The sequence below is a fragment of the Paraburkholderia sp. BCC1876 genome, assembly GCF_902833695.1.
Classification (GTDB): Bacteria; Pseudomonadota; Gammaproteobacteria; order Burkholderiales; family Burkholderiaceae; genus Paraburkholderia.
In genome coordinates this window covers 1,350,845-1,368,663 of record NZ_CADFGI010000001.1, presented here as the reverse complement: position 1 = coordinate 1,368,663, position 17,819 = coordinate 1,350,845, and the positions used below count along the sequence as shown (strand labels likewise).

The following is a 17,819-nucleotide window of genomic DNA, read 5'->3' as shown; positions in this document are numbered from 1 at the left end:
CGGTTTCCCCCTTGGCTGGCCTATGAAGTGGATTTCGATTTTGCGACAAGGTTATATCGACGTGGCACGCGTTCGATATGACCTGTCGCATCTTGTCGCCGGCGCCTTCGCGCTGGACGTACCCGCTTCGGCGAAATTTCCCGCCGCCACGGCGAGGGTCCATGTCGAATATATGTCGCATTGCGTGTCGTTCGGCCCACGAGCGGAGGCGGCGCTCGATTTCGACGTGCTCGGCCGCGAGCGCAAGATAGTCGACCATCGGAATGTTGCGCGGGCATTCTGCCTATGTGCGCGACATCGCCAACGGAAAGCCGGGCGTTCCGCGCAATCGGCGAAGCATCGTGAGATTTCGTGTCATGGCGGCGAAAATGTTGAGAGGCGAACCCATTCGCGATCCGAGCCTCAATCGCCAGTAGTGCGATTTTCGTGCGCCAGAAATAGGTGAGGCCCCACGTGGGGGCCTCATAACTTCGCGGGTGCGCTTGGTCGGTGTGAACCGACGGTAACCAGCACGGCTGGACCCTGGCGAACCAGGAGGCAGATAGACGCCCTTTCAGGCCCCGAAAAATCCATCTGCGAAGATGATAACCCGCAGATTCCCGCATTTCCTATCTACCTATTGTCCAACCCGGCTAGCGCCGCACTGCCACGCCGCCTCAGCTTCGCTTGCAGAAAATCGCCGTGATCAGCGGCGCCACGCGATGCACGATCGCCGTGCTGCCCGCAGCCGTAATCGCGCTCTGCACTTTGGATTGGCTACCGAACACCACCACGCCGTAGGCGGAGCGGGCGAGCGGTTCGCCGTCGCCGACGCGGAACATCGGGTCGTCTTTTTCGTAGCCGACCACCGCGAAGATACGGAATCCGTAAGCGGTCAGGTCGGCGCCGGAGGTCGGCGAAAAGGCGTTGATCGAATTGCTCTCCACGCGCGTCGGCTTCGGGTCGATCAGTTGTTGCTGCGCGAGATCGGCGATGAACTGATGGCCGCTTTCATTGCACGCGAGCGGCGCGTCGAGCGCGACGGCATGGCTGGTAAGGGGCAGCGTGGCGGCCAGCGCAAGCGCTACGGAGAAAAAAAAGCGTTTCATAAGGTGTAACGGCAACCAGGGCTCGATGTAGTGTGTTCGCAACGGGTGGCGGCGTCGCGTCAGGCACGAAAAGACGTTGCGCATCGAAGGGTTCCCGCATGACAGGCGCAACTGGATTCGCACTTTATATCGATTTAGCAGATTCTGCTCATCCGCTAACCTATCGCGGTAATGAACCCACCTCAAAGAAACGGCCGGGAAGAAAGCAATCTTTCTCGATCCCGTATATATTTCCGGGTTATGAATTCGCGACCCCAAACTCCAATTAACGTTCCGCCGCCCAGAACATGGGACGCGCGGCTCGCCCGCCGACTCGTGACTCCGCTTGTGAACACCTGGGTCACGCCGAACCACCTCACCACGCTGCGCCTGCTGATCGGGCTGGCGGGCGCGCTGTGCCTCGCGCACGGCGGTTTCGCGTGGGCCAATGGCGGCGCTTTCCTGATCGTGCTGTCGAATTTCGTCGACCATACGGACGGCGAACTCGCGCGCATCGGCGGGAAGTCCAGCCGAATCGGTCATTTTTACGACCTCGCTTGCGACGCGGCCGTCACCGTCATGCTGTTCATCGGCATGGGAATGGGGGTGGGCGCCGCGCACATCGGCGGTCTGAAGGTTGAGCCGGGCTGGCTCGGCGCGCTGGCCGGCGTGGCCGTCGCGCTGATTTTCTTCCTGCGCATGCGCATCGAGGAAATGGCGGGCAAGGCGGGCACCAAGCAGGCCTCGGTCGGCGGTTTCGAAACCGAAGACGTGCTGTACCTGCTACCTATTGTCACGCTGACGAGCGTCGTCATGCCGTTCGTCGTGGTGGCGTCGATTGGCGCGCCGCTGTTCGCCGCGTGGGTGGTGATCGACTACTGGCGCGTGGCGCGCCGCGCCGCTGCCGCCGTCGCACCGGCCGTGGCCGCCAGCGCTGCCGAACCCCGTCAGATGTGGGCCAGCGAATGAGTACGCAAGCCAACGACGACGTGATCGTCCCCGTTTCAGCCGACCGCTCGCCAGTTTCGGCGGCGCCTTCGGCGGCCGCGCCGAACGCGGACCGCGCGGTGTCAGGCCGCACGCGTACGTTCGACAACCCGCGTCTGCGCAAGGATTTCGCGGATCAGGGCGCGTTCCTCTATCTGGAAGATTTTCTCGCGCCGGAAGTCACCGCGCAGCTCGCCCACAGCGCGCGCTCACTGCTCGACGAAGTCAATCGCAACTACCTGCCGGGTCACAAGCAGGGCGGCAGCGTCAGCCGTCATACGATCGACCGCCTCGCGCCGTTCATCGCCGAGCTGTACCGCTCGAAGGAACTGCTCGGCTGGCTCGAGCAACTGAGCGGCGACAAACTGCAGCTTTCGCCCGCCGACGACCCGCACGCGTACGCGTTGTACTACTACACGCGACCGGGCGACCACATCGGCTGGCACTACGATACTTCGTACTATGACGGCCGCCGCTACACGCTGTTGCTCGGCGTGATCGACGAATCGTCGTGCCGGCTCGACTACGAGTTGCACACGCGCAATCCGGACGTGCCGGATCAACCCGGCTCGGTGCAGATTCCGCCGGGTGGCCTCGTGTTTTTCGACGGCGACAAGCTGCGCCATCGCATTACGCCGGCCAGCGCGAATGAAATCCGCGTGTCGCTGACGTTCGAATACGTGACCGACCCGAACATGCGGCCGTGGCGCCGCTTCATCTCGAACATGAAAGACGCGATCGCGTACTTCGGTTTCCGCCAGGTGTTCCGTCAGATGACCGCGCGCGGCAAGGATCGGTCGTGAGTCGCGCGGCTCTGATTCTGCTGTCGATCGGGACGGCGCTGTTTGTCGGCTTGCTCGCGTGGCAGGGTGTCGGTTCGATTGCGTCGACGCTGCTCGCCGCCGGCTGGGGGCTCGCGCTCGTCGCGCTGTTCCACGTCGTGCCGCTCGTGCTCGACGCCGGCGCGATCTCCGTGCTGTTCCGTCGTCGTCACGACGGCGTGCATCACGATCTGTCGCTGCGCGACGCGCTGTTCGGGCGCTGGGTCGGCGAGTCGGTGAATAGTCTGCTGCCGGCCGGCCAGATCGGCGGTCCGGTCGTCATGGTCCGGCAACTGTCGCAGCGCGGCATGCGTATGCGCGACGCGGCCGCCGCGATCACCGTCAGCACCACGGCGCAAGCACTCGCGCAAATCATCTTCGCGCTGGGCGGCCTGCTGCTGTTCGGCGCGTACGCCGCGCACGGCGCGTTGCACGATCTGCAAACCGCCACACTGATCGCCACCGGCGTGCTGGGCGCGATGATCGTCGGTTTCTACTATGCGCAGCGGCGCGGCCTGTTCGGCCGCCTGCTCGGCGTGGTGTCGAAAGTGTTCGGCAAGCGTGACTGGTCTTCGCTAATGACCCGCGCCGAAGCCGTCGACGCCGCCGTGCAAGCCATGTACCGCGAGCGCGGCCGGGTGGCGGCCAGCTTCGCGTTGAGTCTGGCGGGCTGGATCGTCGGCACGGTCGAAGTATGGCTCGCGTTGCGCTTTCTCGGTCATCCGGTCGACTGGGTCGACGCGCTGCTGCTGGAAAGCCTGGGCCAGGCGATCCGCGGCGCAGCGTTTATGATTCCGGGTTCGCTCGGCGTGCAGGAAGGCGGATATCTGCTGCTCGCGCCGCTGGTCGGTTTGCCGCCGGACGCGGCGCTGGCGTTGTCGCTGGCCAAGCGCGCGCGCGAAATCCTGTTAGGCTTGCCGGGCTTGCTGGTTTTGCACTTCAGCGAACGAAGCTGGCAACGGCGGCGCGCCACGGGGCGCGTGCCGGTTGTCGATTAAACTCCGTATTTTTTCAAAGGACCGCGCATGCGTGCCATCATTCTCGCAGCGGGCCTCGGCCTGCGTCTCCAGCAACCGCCGCAAGCTCAGTTTCCGAAGTGTCTGTTGCAGTTCGACGGCATGAGCCTGCTCGAGCGGCATCTGCAAATGCTCGAAACCGCCGGCGTGACGGACGTCGTCCTGGCGCTCGGCTTCCAGCCGGAGTCGGTGCAGGGAGAACTGGAGCGCATCAACTGGCCGCACAAGGTGGAAACCGTGCTGAACACGCGTTTCGATCTGGGCAGCGTGCTGACGGTGCACACGGTGGCCGATGCGTTGACGCGCGGCGGCGACGTGCTGCTGATGGACGCCGACGTGCTGTACGACGAGCGCATCCTGAACGCGCTGGTCGCGGGCGAGACGGTCAACCGTCTGTTGATCGACCGTGATTTCGAAGCCGGCGACGAACCCGTCAAGCTGTGTCTGAAAGACGGCGTGCCGGTCGAACTGCGCAAGCAGCTGGCCGTGAATCTCGACTACGACACGATCGGCGAATCGGTCGGCTTCTTCCGCTTCCGCCAGGAAACCGCGCAGCGTTTCGCGGAGATCGTGGCCGGCTATGTTGAAAGCGGTCGTGCCAACCTGCCGCACGAAGAAGCCGTGCGCGATCTGCTGCTGGAACGCACTCAGGTGTTCGACACCGCGGACGTCACCGGCGCACCCTGGATCGAGATCGACTTCCCGAACGACGTTGCGCGCGCAAGCACCGAGATTCTGCCGCAACTGCAACCGCTGGTCAGCGCGTCGCGCTAAGTCTTCTCCCGCGTCTTCGCCGAGCGAAGGCGGCACGATCAAAGAGCCGGTTCGATACCGGCTCTTTGCCGTTTACGGCTCGCACAACAACATGTGTTGCCGATGCGATGCCATAATCGACGCTTTACATCGACGGCCTTGCAACCCGTCGCCATGCCAATGCCTCTCGCTTTAGGCACTTTCATTGTTCCGCTGATCGTCGCGTGTGCGATGTTCATGGAAAACGTGGACGGCACGGTCATCGTGACGTCGCTGCCGGTTCTGGCGCGCGATCTCGGCCAGGATCCCATCACCCTCAAGCTGGCCGTCACGGCCTATGTGATCGGTCTCGGCGTATTCATTCCCATCTGCGGCTGGGTGGCCGACCGCTTCGGTTCTCGCACGGTGTTTCGCACGGCCATCGGCATTTTCATGGCCGGCTCGCTGATGTGCGCGGCCTCCACGTCGCTCGGCATGTTCGTGATTGCGCGCTTCGTGCAAGGCATCGGCGGCGCGATGATGGTGCCGGTGGGGCGCATCATCATCTTCCGTTCGGTGCCGAAATCGGACTTCATTCGCGCGGTCAATTATCTGACGGTGCCGGCGCTGCTCGGGCCGGTGGTCGGGCCGCCGCTCGGCGGTTTCATTACGACCTATCTGCATTGGCGTTTGATCTTCTTCGTCAATATTCCTATCGGGCTGCTGGGCATCTGGTTGGCCAACAAGCACATCGCCAACGTGCGCGAAGCGCATCCCGGGCGGCTCGACTGGACCGGCTTCATTTTGTCAGCGGGCGGTGCGTCGCTGTTCATGCTGGGGCTCTCGCTGGTGGGCGGAGAACTGGTGTCGAACACGGTGTCGGTCAGCATGTGCGTGATCGGCGTGGTGCTGATCGTGCTGTATGTGCTGTACGCCAGTCGCGTCGAATTGCCGGTGCTCGACTTGCGCCTGCTGCGCATTCCGAGTTTTCACGCAAGCGTGGTGGGCGGCTCGCTATTCCGTATCGGTCTCGGTGCGGTGCCGTTTCTGTTGCCGCTCGCGTTGCAGGAAGGCCTCGGCATGACAGCCTTCAAGTCGGGGTCGATCACCTGCGCGTCCGCGTTCGGATCGATCTTCATGAAGGCGGCGGCGTCGCGCATACTCGAGCGTTTCGGTTTCCGCACCGTGCTGATGTTCAACGCGGGTTGCGCGGGTCTGGCGATCGCGGTCTACGGGCTGTTCTTTCCGGGCACGCCGCACTGGTTGATCTGGTGTGTCGTGCTGTTCGGCGGGTTCTTTCCGTCGTTGCAATTCACCTCGTTGAACACGCTCGCGTATGCGGATATTCCGAGCCGCGACGTTGGTCGTGCAACGAGTGTTGCGAGTGTGATCCAGCAGATTTCGTTAGGCCTCGGCGTGACGATCGCGGGTATCGTGCTGCAAATTTCGCATAACGTGCAGGGTCATTCGAGCATCGTGTTCTCCGATTTCTGGCCTGCGTTTATCGTGGTCGGACTGTTTTCGTTCATGTCGATTCCGATCACCGCGCGCCTGCCGCAAGGCGCCGGCGACGAGATCGCGCGCGGCAGTCGGGGCCGCGCGTAACGCCGGATTTTGCGTGCCGCAGCGTCCGTACTAAGGATTTTCGCGGCTTCGCAAAGGGGCGACTTGCATGTTATAAGCCCAAGGCAGCTTTCGTTCTCGTCAGGTGAAAGAGTCGTCTTTGGGGGATAGTCAATGAGGTTGTTCCGCAACGCCAAATCGTCCGCCAGCGGATTCGCGCTGGTCGCGCTCGTTTCAGTTTCAACCGGGTTTCTCGAGGCTACGCCCGCGGTCGCGAAGACCGCCGCGAAGAGCCAGCCGGCCATTCTCACGGCCTCCGCCATCGCGGTCGCGGACAAGTACAGCGCCGACGCCGCCGAACAGATCTTCAAGGAAGGCGGCAATGCCGTCGACGCGGCCGTCGCGATCGCCTTTACGCTTGCCGTGACGTATCCGGAAGCGGGCAACATCGGCGGCGGCGGGTTCATGACGCTGTATGTCGACGGCAAGCCGTACTTCCTCGACTATCGCGAACGCGCGCCGCTTGCCGCGACCAAAAACATGTATCTCGACGACAAGGGCGAGGTCATCAAAGGCATGAGCCTGTTCGGCTATCGCGCGGTGGGCGTGCCGGGCACCGTGGACGGCATGTGGCAGGCGCAGCGCCGTTTCGGCAAGCTCAAGTGGAAGCAGGTACTCGCACCGGCCATTCGCTACGCGACCAACGGTTTTGAAGTCAGCCAGCAATTGCAGGAACGCCGCGACGCGTCCGCGAAAGACTTCGCCGGCAAGACCAACTTCGATACGTACTTCGGTAATCTGAAGGAAGGCGTCAACTTCAAGCAACCGGATCTCGCCGCCGTACTGCAGCGTATTTCGGATCAAGGCGCGAAAGACTTCTATCAGGGCAAGACGGCCGATCTGATCGCGGCGTCCATGCGCGGACACGGTCTGATTACGAAGGCCGACCTGCAGCAGTACAAGGCTGTCTGGCGTACACCGATCCAGGCCGACTGGAACGGCTATCGCGTGTACACCGCGCCGCCCCCGAGCTCGGGCGGTATCGGCCTTGTCCAGTTGCTGAAGATGAAGGCCGACCTCGCGCCTGACTTCAAGGACGTCACGCTCAATTCCGCGCAATACGTGCATCTGATCGCGGAAATCGAGAAGCGGGTCTTCGCGGACCGCGCGCAGTATCTCGGCGATCCCGACTTCTACAAGGTGCCGATCGCGCAATTGACCGACGACGCGTATCTCGCCAAACGCGCGGCCGAAGTCAATCCGAACACCCCGTCTGACACGAAGAGCGTGCAACCGGGTCTCGGCACGACCATGCCGGAGAAAGCCGAAACCACGCACTTCTCGGTGATCGACAAGTGGGGTAACGCGGTGTCGAATACGTACACCATCAACGGCTATTTCGGTTCGGGCGTGGTGGCGGATCGCACCGGCATCGTGCTGAACGACGAAATGGACGACTTCTCCGCGAAGCCGGGCGTGGCGAATATGTTCGGCGTGGTGGGCAGCGACGCGAATTCGATCGAACCGAAGAAGCGTCCGCTGTCGTCGATGAGCCCGACCATTCTGACCAAAGACGGCAAGGTCTCACTGGTGATCGGCACGCCGGGCGGGTCGCGCATCTTCACGTCGATCTTCCAGGTGATCAACAACATTTACGACTTCAACATGCCGTTGCAGGACGCGGTGGCGGCGATGCGTTTCCATCATCAACTGTTGCCGCCGAACACGATCTTCTGGGAGCCCTACAAGCCGATCGAGGGCGAACTCGCCCAGCAGATCGAAGCCAAGGGTTATACGCTGAAGGGTCAGGATTTCAGCGGCGACATTCAGGCGATCAAGGTGAACGGCGATACGCCGGAAGCGGCAGCCGACCCGCGCGGCCGTGGTGTGACGCGGGTGATTCCGTAAGTGTCTGAGTGACCTATGGCGGTGCGGTTTTGCTGATGCGCCGCTGGTCGAAGATAGAAGGCCTCGCACTCGATTGAGCGCGAGGCCTTTTTTGTTCACACCCGCAAACTCAACTCGTCTGCTCGACCGGCGTCAACGTCAGTTCAAGCCGCTGTGCGCCGCGCAATACCGTCACGTTCACCGGTTTATCGATCCGCGATGCGTCGAGCGCGCGCTGCAGACCATCCACGTCCTGCACGGCGAGCGCGTCGATCGCGACGATCGTGTCGTCGGTACGCAAACCGCCGAGCGAGGCCGGGCTGCCTTTGACGATTTCCATCACGTAGACGCCGCTCTCCGAACTCAAGCCGAAATAGCGCTGCACGCGCCGCGCGAGCGGCGTCGTGGTGCCGGCCACGCCGATATACGCACGCCGTACCCGGCCGTGCGTAAAGATCTGCATGATGACCCACTTGGCGGTATCGATTGCCGTGGCGAAACAGATGGCCTGCGCGCCGGGAATGATCGCGGTATTCACACCGATCACCTGGCCGGCGGAATTGATCAACGGACCGCCGGAATTGCCGGGATTCAGCGCGGCGTCGGTCTGGATCACGTCATAGATCATGCGGCCGGAGTTCGAGCGCGCGAACGGCCGAGCGCCGACACGACGCCGGTCGTGACGGTTTGCGCGAGCCCAAGCGGATTACCGACCGCGATCGCAATCTGGCCGACACGCAGTTTCGACGATTCGCCGAGCTCGACATGCGGCAACGGCTCCGGCGAGCCGATCCGCAATACGGCGAGATCGCTGTCCGGATCGTCGCCGACCAGATCGGCGTCGAATTTCGCGCCGTCGGCCAGCGTGACCTGGATGTGCGTGGCGCCGTGCACGACGTGGCTATTGGTGAGCAGATAGCCGTCGGGCGTGAACAGAAAACCTGAACCGGTGCCGCCGCGCGCACCGCGCTCACGGGCTCGCCCGTGCCCGTGCCCGGATGCCTCGCCGGGCAGCCTGCGTTCGACGGAAATGAAGGCGACTGCCTGCTGCACGCGCTCCAGCGCGCCGATCACGGTGCGGGAATAGGCGTCGAGTAGCGTGTCGTCAGATAAAGGATTGAGTGGATTCGGCCCGGGGGCGTCGGAGGCGGCGCGCGACAGGCCATCGATGAAGCGTGGGCGGCTTCCCATGGCGATGCTCCGGATAAACGGGTACGCAGATGCGGGGCATCGCCAACGTTTTCAAGTCCATGCAGCAGGCGGCGCCGGACGACGCCGCAAAAGTCGCTATCATGGATGAGGACAAGGTGAGCCGGCCCCGCATGCCCCGCAATCGTGCGCCTGTGTGCCCAAGTGCCGCTGTGCGCCCGTATGTGCCCATTGGCACCCACAGGGCGCCGAACTGCGGCTGCGGCGGTAACACGGCTGACACCTCGCGCTTCGATAATCGAACGCGTTCGCGTCGGACTTCTCGCCGCGCGCTTAACCATTTCCGTTGCCAGGAGAGCCGCAATGAAAGAGCTGGATCCGAGACCTGAAGCCGAAGTGCTCGCAGAGCGGCAACGCCGTTTCGAGGAAGACCTCATCGACGCCTACGACGAAGAGCTCGAAATGGAAGTCGACGACCGCATTATCGACGGCGCGGAAGGCTTCACGCCCGAGCATCGCGAAGCCCGCAAGATGTACTTCCGCGAGTTGTTCCGTCTGCAGGGCGAACTCGTCAAACTGCAGGACTGGATCGTGCAGACCGGCCACCGCCTCGTGGTGATTTTCGAAGGGCGCGACGCGGCCGGCAAGGGCGGTGCGATCAAACGCATCACGCAGCGGCTCAATCCGCGCGTGTGCCGCGTCGCCGCGCTGCCGGCGCCGAACAACCGCGAACGCACGCAGTGGTATTTCCAGCGTTACGTTTCGCATCTGCCGGCAGGCGGCGAAATGGTGCTGTTCGACCGCAGCTGGTACAACCGCGCGGGTGTCGAGCGCGTGATGAATTTTTGCAGCGACGAAGAATACGAAGAGTTCTTCCGCTCGGTGCCGGAATTCGAAAAGATGCTGGCGCGCAGCGGCGTGCAGATTCTCAAATACTGGTTTTCGATTACCGACGAAGAGCAGGAGATCCGTTTCCAGAACCGCATTCACGATCCGCTGAAGCAGTGGAAACTGAGCCCGATGGATCTGGAAAGCCGCCGTCGCTGGGAAGCGTACACGCAGGCGAAAGAAGTGATGCTGCAGCGCTCGCATATTCCCGAGGCGCCGTGGTGGGTCGTGCAGGCGGTCGACAAGAAGCGCGCGCGCCTGAACTGCATTCATCATTTGCTGAGCCAGATGCCGTATCACGAAGTTGAACATCCCGCGATCGAACTGCCTGCTCGCGTTCATAACGACGAATACAGCCGCCAGCCGGTGCCGACGTCGATGATCGTGCCCGAGCTTTACTAAGCACTAAGCGACCGAGCGCTTTCCGGCGCTCGGCACAAAGAAAAAGCGCGGCCTGTGAGCCGCGCTTTTTTTCATTCAGACTCGCCGATCCCGCGAACGTCAACGCGGACCGGCGGCTTCTTCAGAGACGCTCTTTAGAACAGCATCCGGAACACCCAATACAGGCCGGCAGCGAGTGCGATCGACACCGGCAGCGTCAGCACCCACGCGAGGATCAGGCTGCGCACGGTGCCCCATTGCAAGCCCGAGCCGTTGGCCGCCATCGTGCCCGCCACACCCGAGGACAACACGTGCGTCGTCGAAACCGGCAGGCCGTACATGTCGGCCGCGCCGATCGTCAGCATCGCGACGACTTCAGCCGACGCACCCTGTCCGTACGTCAGATGCTGCTTGCCGATCTTCTCGCCGACCGTCACGACAATGCGCTTCCAGCCGACCATCGTGCCGAGACCCAGCGCAATCGCCACCGCGACCTTCACCCACGTCGGAATGAACTTGGTGGCGTGATCGGTTTGCGACTTGAAATTGTCGATGGCCTTGGCGTCTTCCGGTGCGAACGCCGGCTGTTTGGCCTTCTCCATCAGGCGGATGGCTTCGGAGGCCACGTACATGTTGTTGCGCACGTTATCGACGATGCCTTGCGGCACGGCGCTCATCGAGCCCGATTCTCCAACCTGGTGCGCGATCTGTTCCGTAAGTTGCTGCAATGCCGGCAACGTGACCGGTGCCAACTGACGGGTGCGGACATAGGCTTCGACGTCGCCACGCGGATTGGTCGACGGCGCGGCGCCTTGCGTGTACTTGCCGAGCGTCACCGACGCATGCTGTGCGACCGCAAGGTACGTTTGCGTTTCAGCCGGCGTGACCGCCTTGTTCAGCGCATACGCGGTCGGCACCGTGCCGATCAGGATCAGCATGATGAGGCCCATGCCCTTCTGACCGTCGTTCGAACCATGCGCGAACGACACGCCCGTACAGGTCAGAATCAGCAGGCTGCGAATCCAGAACGGCGGCGGTTCTTTGCCCTTCGGCTCGGCATACAGCGCGGGAATCCGCACCACGGCTTTCAGCACCAGCAGCAGCAAAGCCGACGCGAGAAAGCCCACCAGCGGCGAAAACAGCAGCGACTTGCCGACGCCGAGCGCCTGGTTCCAGTCCACGCCGCTGGTGCCGTTCGCGCCGTGCATCAGCTGATTCATCAGACCAACGCCGATGATCGAGCCGATCAGCGTGTGCGAGCTCGACGACGGCAGACCGAAATACCACGTGCCGAGGTTCCAGATGATCGCGGCGATCAACAGCGCGAAGACCATGGCGAAACCGGCGCTGCTGCCCACCTGCAAGATCAGTTCGACAGGCAGCAGTTGCAGCACGCCGAATGCGACCGCGCCGGTCGAGGTCAGCACGCCGAGGAAATTCCACGTACCCGACCACACCACCGCGAGGTTCGGTGCGAGCGAATGCGTGTAGATCACCGTGGCGACCGCGTTGGCGGTGTCATGGAAACCGTTGACGAATTCGAAACCGAGCGCGATCAGCAGTGCGACGCCGAGGAGCAGATACGGTAGAACCGACCCCTCACGGACAGGTTGCAGATCGTCCACCAGATGCATGGCGCAGTAAGCGGCGCCAATAGCGATAACCGCGAAGAAGATGAGGAGGCTGAGATTGCGGCCTTTAGCAGCGGTGCCCGGTTGCGGATACGAAAGTTCCGGCATGACTTGTGCCCCAAGAATTGTTTGTCGCGGAACTACCGATCCTGCGGGGCGAGTGTGTCGTAACGATGACAACGACATGACGCCCCGGCGGGACCTGTGTCGCGCGGGAAGGCACGCGGGTAAAGGCTGCGGGCCGTTTCGATGATCGCTTGACTGAAAGCTGGCGGACATCGATTGTCAGATGTCCGAAAACAACTGCATGTTGTTTGCATGCATGTCACGCGAGTGACGGGCGCGGATTTTTTGCATTCGCGCGAGCGGCGACGCGTATGTTGAAGATAGTCGGTGATACGGCGTCGCGCTATCGAACGCGGTAAAAATATCTTCCTGTCTGGCGTAAGGGTCGTGCACTTTCTCCCGAATCGTGCCGCGGCGAACGCGCGCGCCAAGCCCCACTGGGTTCTTTTTTTGCTACGCTCCAGAGAGGAACGGAAAAAGGGGCGCCAATGAACCGAGAGCACCGGAAAATGGACAAGCACGCCGCCGACAGCGAAGCGGGCGGCGCGGAATCTTCGGCGCAGGCCGCTTTCACGGCCTACGCCGAGCCGCTCGTCAACGAAGCGATCGAAGAGGGCAAAGCGGTTCGCGAGGACGCCTCGCCCGAAGCGCTGCACAAGTTCCGCGTGTCGCTGCGGCGTCTGCGCTCCCTTTGGTGGGCCTTTCAGCCCTTGCTGGAAAAAGCCGAGAACACGCGCCAACGCGCGCTATATAAGTACCTGGCCACGGCCGCCGGCAAGACGCGCGACTGGGACATCCTGGGCGAGTTGCTGAGCCGCAGGAAAAGCGCCGCGAGCGGCCTCGCGCCCAGGCTTCAGCAAGCACGCGACGACGCGCTGGCCACTAGCCGGGAAACGCTATCGAATGCGGACGTCAAGCATTTGCTGCGCGAGGCGTTGAGCAGTGCCGCCAAGGAATTGAATACCGCGCCCGAGCGCGTGCCGCTGCAGGAATTTGCCAATCAACGCGTGGCGGATTCGGAGCGCGCGTTGAAGAAGCGCATGAAGCGCGCGCGCCGGGCAAAGCGCGCCAACTACACGGCCTTTCACGATGTCAGAAAAGAAGGCAAGAAACTGCGCTATCTGCTGGAGTTCTTCGCGCCGGTGCTGAGCGGCGGGCATAAGCGCACGCTTAAGCGTTTGAAGCAGATTCAGAAACGCTTCGGGACGCTAAACGATATCGTCGCCAGCGAAATGCTGCTGCGTGACAACGCCGCGTTGCTCGCCGACGTCGGCGACACCGACGCGGCGCTTCACTGGCTGAAGAAAGAACGCAAACGGCGGATGCGCTCGGCCGCCAGTCTGCTGCGCAATCGCTGAGACCGAGCCGCGCGGATTACGTGCTTTGACTGCGGCGCGGCGCGAAGCCGCGCAGCGTGATCGCGCTGCGGCTTTCGTTTTGAGTATCGTGCGTGTCTTGAATGTCGCGAAAGTTGCCGCGCGTGCCGTTGGCTTCGTCGCCGTGCGGCTGTGGTTGCGGTGGTCGTTTGCCGGTGCTCAATTCGTCGGGCGGCCCGAGCGGCTCGACAGGAAAACCGCGCCGTTGCCATGCGTCCAGCCCACCTCTCAACGCACGAATCCGCGTATAGCCGCCTAGCCGCATGCGCTGCGTGATTTCCACCGCGGTCGCGCTGTCCGGGCAAATGCAGTAAATCACCATGTCGTACGCACGAAGCGCAACGTCGATCTGCTCGGTCGAGCGCGGATCGAGGGCGAGCGCGCCGGGAATCGTGCGCTGCGTGTCGAGTGCGAGGGCTTGCGGACGGGCGTCGAGTACCTTGGGCGGCACGATTCGCCGCCAGCCGCGAGGCGCGTCTTGCGCTGCCTCCGCCGAGGCCGCCCGCGCGAATCGCCGCCGCTCACGACGTCGCTGTTGCACCCGGTAGAGCAGATAGACGAGCGCGGCGCCCAGCAGAATATCGATCACCGTACCGCCGCGCGCCTTCACCAGGTCGAGCAGCATGTGCAACTGCCGTTCCGCCGCCGCGCCGCCGAGCAGCCAGAAGTTGGCCCACGCCAGCACGCCCACCAGATCCCAGACAGCATAGATACGCGTGTCGACGGCTGTCGTGCCCATCAGCGGCGGGGTGATCAGCGCGAGGCCGGGGACGAACTTCGAGATCGACACGAGCGGCACGCCGAAGCGCTCGAACAGCGAGCGCGCTTTGTCGACCTTGGAATCGATCGCGGGCGAGAGTCGGCCGAGCGCGGCCATCAGCTTGCGGCCATACAGACGGCCGGCGGCGAACCACGCGGCGTCGCCGATCAGCGCGCCGAGCACCGCGGCGCACAGGATCGGCCAGAACGACAGCGTGCCGGCGGCGATCGCGGAGCCGGCGAAAAGCAGCACGGGCACCGCGGGAATCGGCACGCCGAGGCGCGTCAACAGGACGTTGATGAACACGAACGCGCCACCCCAGGTTGCCACCGCCGAAGACGGAAACTCTACCAATTGAGCAGCTCCTGTTATTGCGTTTGGGCCGGCTTGAAGCGGCCTTCGTTAGTGTGCCTGCAAAGTGCGTTCCCGACGGGCGTGATGACCGGCATGGGTGTTTCGTGCGCGCGGCCAACTCGTCCGACCCTGCTGAGCATACTCGATGAGTTCGACGCCGGGGCCTATGCCGATCCCGATCCGCTCTCCCGCACGCTCATCGATCCGCTCATCAACACGCTGCAATTTCGTTCAAGACCGCTCGCCCGCCGCGCACCTATTCTGCCTGCTCGTTTCAACGTATCTACGAGCAGGAATAACAGGAATAGGACGGCACCATGAATTCGCGGCATCTCGGATACCTCTTTTGCGCACTGGCGATGCTCGGCGTCGGCAGCACGGTGGTGGTCAGCAAATCGATCGCGGCCGGCTTGCCGCCGTTCAGTGCGACCGCGCTGCGCTTCGCGATCGCGTTTCCGTTGTTCGTGCTGGTCATGCGCTGGCGCGGCGTGCGCTGGCCGCGTCTGGATCGCCACGATACCTTGCTCGTGATCGCCCAGGCCGGCGCGGGCAGCGTCGGCTATACGGTGCTGCTGATCAGCGGCATGAAACTCGCGTCCGCTGCGGACGCCGGCGTGATTGCCGGCACCTTGCCCGCGGTGTCGGCGGGCGTGGCGATGCTCGCGCTCGGCGAGCGCCCGGCGCCGGCCTTGATCGGCGCGATCCTGCTGGCCACGGCGGGTGTGCTGGTGTGTACCGTCCATCCCGACGATTTCACCGCGCCGCATGCGGCGAGCTCGCTGATGGGCAATGCGCTGGTGTTCGCGGCGATTGTCTGCGAGGCGCTTTTCATTCTGCTCAATCGCAAGCTGCACCAGCCGGTCGCGCCGCTGCCGCTGTCGGCGTTGATGTGCGGGATCGGTTTCGCGGTTGCGATCGTGCCCGCCTGCTTCGAGAAACCGTGGATGCTGCCGGTCGACGCGTACGCGCTGGCCGGCGTGCTGTACTACGCGCTGGTGCCGACGGTGGCGGGTTTCGTGCTCTGGTATGCGGGCGCCGCGCGGATCAGCGGCGCGGAGGCCGGATTGATGACCGCGCTGGTGCCGGTCAGCGCGGTGGCCCTGGCGGCGCTCGCGTTGCGCGAGCCGGTCAGCGCCGCGCAACTGACGGGCGTGGCGTGCGTGCTCGGCGCGGTGTTGCTCGCCACGTTGGGCCGGATGGGCGCCGCACGAAGCACGGCGTGAAGCAGCGAAAGAGGCAACGCATGAGGCACGGCCTGAAGCACGGCCGCCCATTCCCGCGACGTATTACGTATTGGCCACCGCCACCACGCCCGGATTCCCCACGATCGACAGAAACTCGCGACGGGTCGACGGATCGGAGCGGAACGTGCCTAGCATGCGCGACGTGACCATCGTTACGCCGGCCTTGTGGACGCCGCGCGTCGACATGCACTGGTGAGCCGCTTCGAGAATCACGCCGACGCCCGCCGGTTGCAGCACTTCGTTCAGCGTGTCGGCGATCTGCACCGTCATCTTTTCCTGAATCTGCAGGCGCTTGGCGAAGGCATCGACGAGACGCGCCAGCTTCGAAATGCCGACCACCCGATGCTGGGGCAGATACGCCACATGCGCCCGCCCGATGATCGGCACCATGTGATGCTCGCAATAGCTTTCGAAGCGGATGTCTTTCAGCACGATCATTTCGTCGTAGCCGTCCACTTCGGAGAAGGTGCGGGCCAGGATCTCCCGCGGATCGACCTGATAGCCCGCGTAGAACTCCTCATAGGAGCGCACCACGCGCGCCGGCGTATCGATCAGGCCTTCACGCGCCGGATCGTCGCCGGCCCAACGCAGCAGCACGCGAACGGCCGCTTCGGCTTCTTCGCGGCTCGGGCGGTCCGCGTTCGCCGCGGGTTGGGTTTTTTCTGCCTTGCTGCTGGTCATGCGGTGTTCCTCCGGGAGCGCGCGTTGCCGCTGCTGCTGGCGCGCGGGGTCAATGAGTGCGGCCATTGTTCCATGTTTTATGCCGTTTCGTGCCGATCACCCTGATCGCTGTCGGGGCGCAGGCGACTACTTCGGCCACTCGTCCATCGCGTCGTTGAACAGTTCGGCGACCACGCCGCGCAGCCAGCTCGCGCGCGGATCGTTATGAAACTTGCGATGCCAGTGCTGCCGCAGATCGAAACGCGGCAAGGGCAGCGGCGGTTCGACCAGCGTGATCGACGCATGCTCGGACACGTACGCGAAACCGATCGCGTGCGGCACGGTCGCCAGCAGATCGGTGCGCGCGAGGATGAACGGCAGGCTCATGAAATGCGGCGTTTCGAGCACGGCACGCCGCTTGATGCGCTTTTTCTCCAGGAATTGCTCCAGCACTTCCTGGCTGCGTCCTTCGGCACGGACGACGGCGTGGCCCGCCGCCACGAACTGCGCGAGCGTGAGCGGCGCCTTCGCGAGCGGATGACCGGCGCGCATCAGGCAGATGAAACGATGGGTGAAGAGCCGTTGCTGGAAGAAGTTGTTGCCTGCCAGATCCGGGAAATAGCCGACCGCCAGGTCGACATCGCCCGATTCGAGCCCGCGTTCCACGTTCGACGGCGACAGCGTTACCGAGCGCAGATTCGCGAACGGCGCGCGCTCCGCAAAGAGTTGCAGCAGGCGCGGCAGAAAGACGATCTCGCCGACATCGGAAAGCGCGATCGAAAAGGTGTGCGTGCTGGTGTCCGGATCGAAGTCCTGGACGTCGAGCATGCCTTTCTCGATTCGCAGCAACGCGTCGCGGGCGGCCGGCAGGATGGCGAGCGCGCGCGGCGTCGGCTCCATGCCTCTGGACGTGCGTACGAACAGCGGATCGTCGAAGTATTCGCGCAGCCGTCCCAGCGCGGTGCTCACGCGCGGTTGGCTGACGCCGAGCTGCTCGGCGGCGCGGCTGACGTTGCGCGTGTCTTCCATCGCGACCAGAAAGGGGATCAGGTTCAGATCCAGGTTTGTTTCGGACATGCTCGATTGGGCCTGCAGCGGTGCGGGTGATGGATTATTGGCTTATCGGCATAGAGGGTAGTCCAAAAATCTCGTCGGCGGATAGTGTGGTTGGTTCGTTGAGAGCCGGAACCGCGGGTCAAGGGGAATCCCCTGCCTTGACAATGCGGCCGAAGCGCAA

At 63.5% G+C, this 17,819-nt stretch carries 14 protein-coding genes and 1 pseudogene; 9 read left to right on the top strand and 6 right to left on the bottom strand.

Annotated elements, in window-relative coordinates; translation table 11 throughout:
* Nucleotides 1-656 precede the first annotated feature (656 nt).
* Nucleotides 657-1,088 carry a hypothetical protein gene (locus HWY05_RS05940; RefSeq protein ID WP_035559513.1) on the bottom strand — a complete coding sequence of 144 codons (432 nt, stop codon included), beginning with the start codon at nucleotides 1,086-1,088 and terminating at the stop codon, nucleotides 657-659.
* Nucleotides 1,089-1,328: 240 nt separating this feature from the next.
* Between HWY05_RS05940 and HWY05_RS05935 the strand changes: the two genes are divergently transcribed.
* The 6 genes from HWY05_RS05935 to ggt all read left to right on the top strand — a co-directional run bounded on the left by HWY05_RS05935 (nucleotide 1,329) and on the right by ggt (nucleotide 8,094).
* Nucleotides 1,329-2,036 carry a CDP-alcohol phosphatidyltransferase family protein gene (locus HWY05_RS05935; protein ID WP_035559511.1) on the top strand — a complete coding sequence of 236 codons (708 nt, stop codon included), beginning with the start codon at nucleotides 1,329-1,331 and terminating at the stop codon, nucleotides 2,034-2,036.
* Nucleotides 2,033-2,857 (top strand): 2OG-Fe(II) oxygenase, encoded by an 825-nt coding sequence (locus HWY05_RS05930; RefSeq protein WP_176057682.1) that lies wholly within the window; start codon nucleotides 2,033-2,035, stop codon nucleotides 2,855-2,857. Before HWY05_RS05935 ends, HWY05_RS05930 begins: the two co-directional genes overlap by 4 nt.
* Nucleotides 2,854-3,873: a flippase-like domain-containing protein gene (locus HWY05_RS05925; RefSeq protein WP_176057681.1), complete on the top strand. Its 1,020-nt coding sequence runs from the start codon at nucleotides 2,854-2,856 to the stop codon at nucleotides 3,871-3,873. Before HWY05_RS05930 ends, HWY05_RS05925 begins: the two co-directional genes overlap by 4 nt.
* Before the next feature lie 27 nt (nucleotides 3,874-3,900).
* The gene (locus tag HWY05_RS05920) at nucleotides 3,901-4,665 is read left to right on the top strand and encodes a phosphocholine cytidylyltransferase family protein (protein WP_035559502.1); all 765 of its coding nucleotides are present in this window, start codon (nucleotides 3,901-3,903) and stop codon (nucleotides 4,663-4,665) included.
* Between the two features lie 159 nt (nucleotides 4,666-4,824).
* Complete coding sequence (locus HWY05_RS05915; RefSeq protein WP_035559499.1) at nucleotides 4,825-6,228, top strand: MFS transporter; 1,404 nt, start codon at nucleotides 4,825-4,827, stop codon at nucleotides 6,226-6,228.
* Nucleotides 6,229-6,360: 132 nt separating this feature from the next.
* Nucleotides 6,361-8,094 (top strand): gamma-glutamyltransferase, encoded by a 1,734-nt coding sequence (ggt, locus tag HWY05_RS05910; RefSeq protein WP_176057680.1) that lies wholly within the window; start codon nucleotides 6,361-6,363, stop codon nucleotides 8,092-8,094.
* A gap of 109 nt (nucleotides 8,095-8,203) precedes the next feature.
* Here the strand turns inward: ggt and HWY05_RS05905 are convergent.
* Nucleotides 8,204-9,264: pseudogene (locus HWY05_RS05905) on the bottom strand (trypsin-like peptidase domain-containing protein).
* A gap of 321 nt (nucleotides 9,265-9,585) precedes the next feature.
* Here HWY05_RS05905 and ppk2 point away from each other — a divergent pair.
* Nucleotides 9,586-10,512: a polyphosphate kinase 2 gene (gene ppk2, locus HWY05_RS05900; protein ID WP_035559489.1), complete on the top strand. Its 927-nt coding sequence runs from the start codon at nucleotides 9,586-9,588 to the stop codon at nucleotides 10,510-10,512.
* 134 nt (nucleotides 10,513-10,646) lie between these two features.
* Here the strand turns inward: ppk2 and HWY05_RS05895 are convergent, their stop codons facing one another.
* A complete protein-coding gene (locus tag HWY05_RS05895) occupies nucleotides 10,647-12,230 on the bottom strand; it encodes an inorganic phosphate transporter (RefSeq protein ID WP_035559485.1) in 1,584 nt (527 codons plus the stop codon).
* 446 nt (nucleotides 12,231-12,676) lie between these two features.
* Between HWY05_RS05895 and HWY05_RS05890 the strand changes: the two genes are divergently transcribed.
* A complete protein-coding gene (locus tag HWY05_RS05890; RefSeq protein ID WP_176057679.1) occupies nucleotides 12,677-13,546 on the top strand; it encodes a CHAD domain-containing protein in 870 nt (289 codons plus the stop codon).
* A gap of 16 nt (nucleotides 13,547-13,562) precedes the next feature.
* Here the strand turns inward: HWY05_RS05890 and HWY05_RS05885 are convergent, their stop codons facing one another.
* Nucleotides 13,563-14,678, bottom strand: a complete 1,116-nt coding sequence (locus HWY05_RS05885; RefSeq protein WP_176057678.1) for a VTT domain-containing protein — start codon at nucleotides 14,676-14,678, stop codon at nucleotides 13,563-13,565.
* Nucleotides 14,679-14,995: 317 nt separating this feature from the next.
* On the opposite strand from HWY05_RS05885, the gene HWY05_RS05880 reads away from it, so the two are divergent.
* Complete coding sequence (locus HWY05_RS05880) at nucleotides 14,996-15,901, top strand: DMT family transporter (RefSeq protein ID WP_176057677.1); 906 nt, start codon at nucleotides 14,996-14,998, stop codon at nucleotides 15,899-15,901.
* A 63-nt stretch (nucleotides 15,902-15,964) separates the two neighbouring features.
* Here the strand turns inward: HWY05_RS05880 and folE are convergent, their stop codons facing one another.
* Complete coding sequence (folE, locus tag HWY05_RS05875) at nucleotides 15,965-16,603, bottom strand: GTP cyclohydrolase I FolE (RefSeq protein ID WP_035563780.1); 639 nt, start codon at nucleotides 16,601-16,603, stop codon at nucleotides 15,965-15,967.
* A gap of 126 nt (nucleotides 16,604-16,729) precedes the next feature.
* Complete coding sequence (locus tag HWY05_RS05870; protein ID WP_035559474.1) at nucleotides 16,730-17,659, bottom strand: LysR family transcriptional regulator; 930 nt, start codon at nucleotides 17,657-17,659, stop codon at nucleotides 16,730-16,732.
* Between the last annotated feature and the right edge of the window lie 160 nt (nucleotides 17,660-17,819).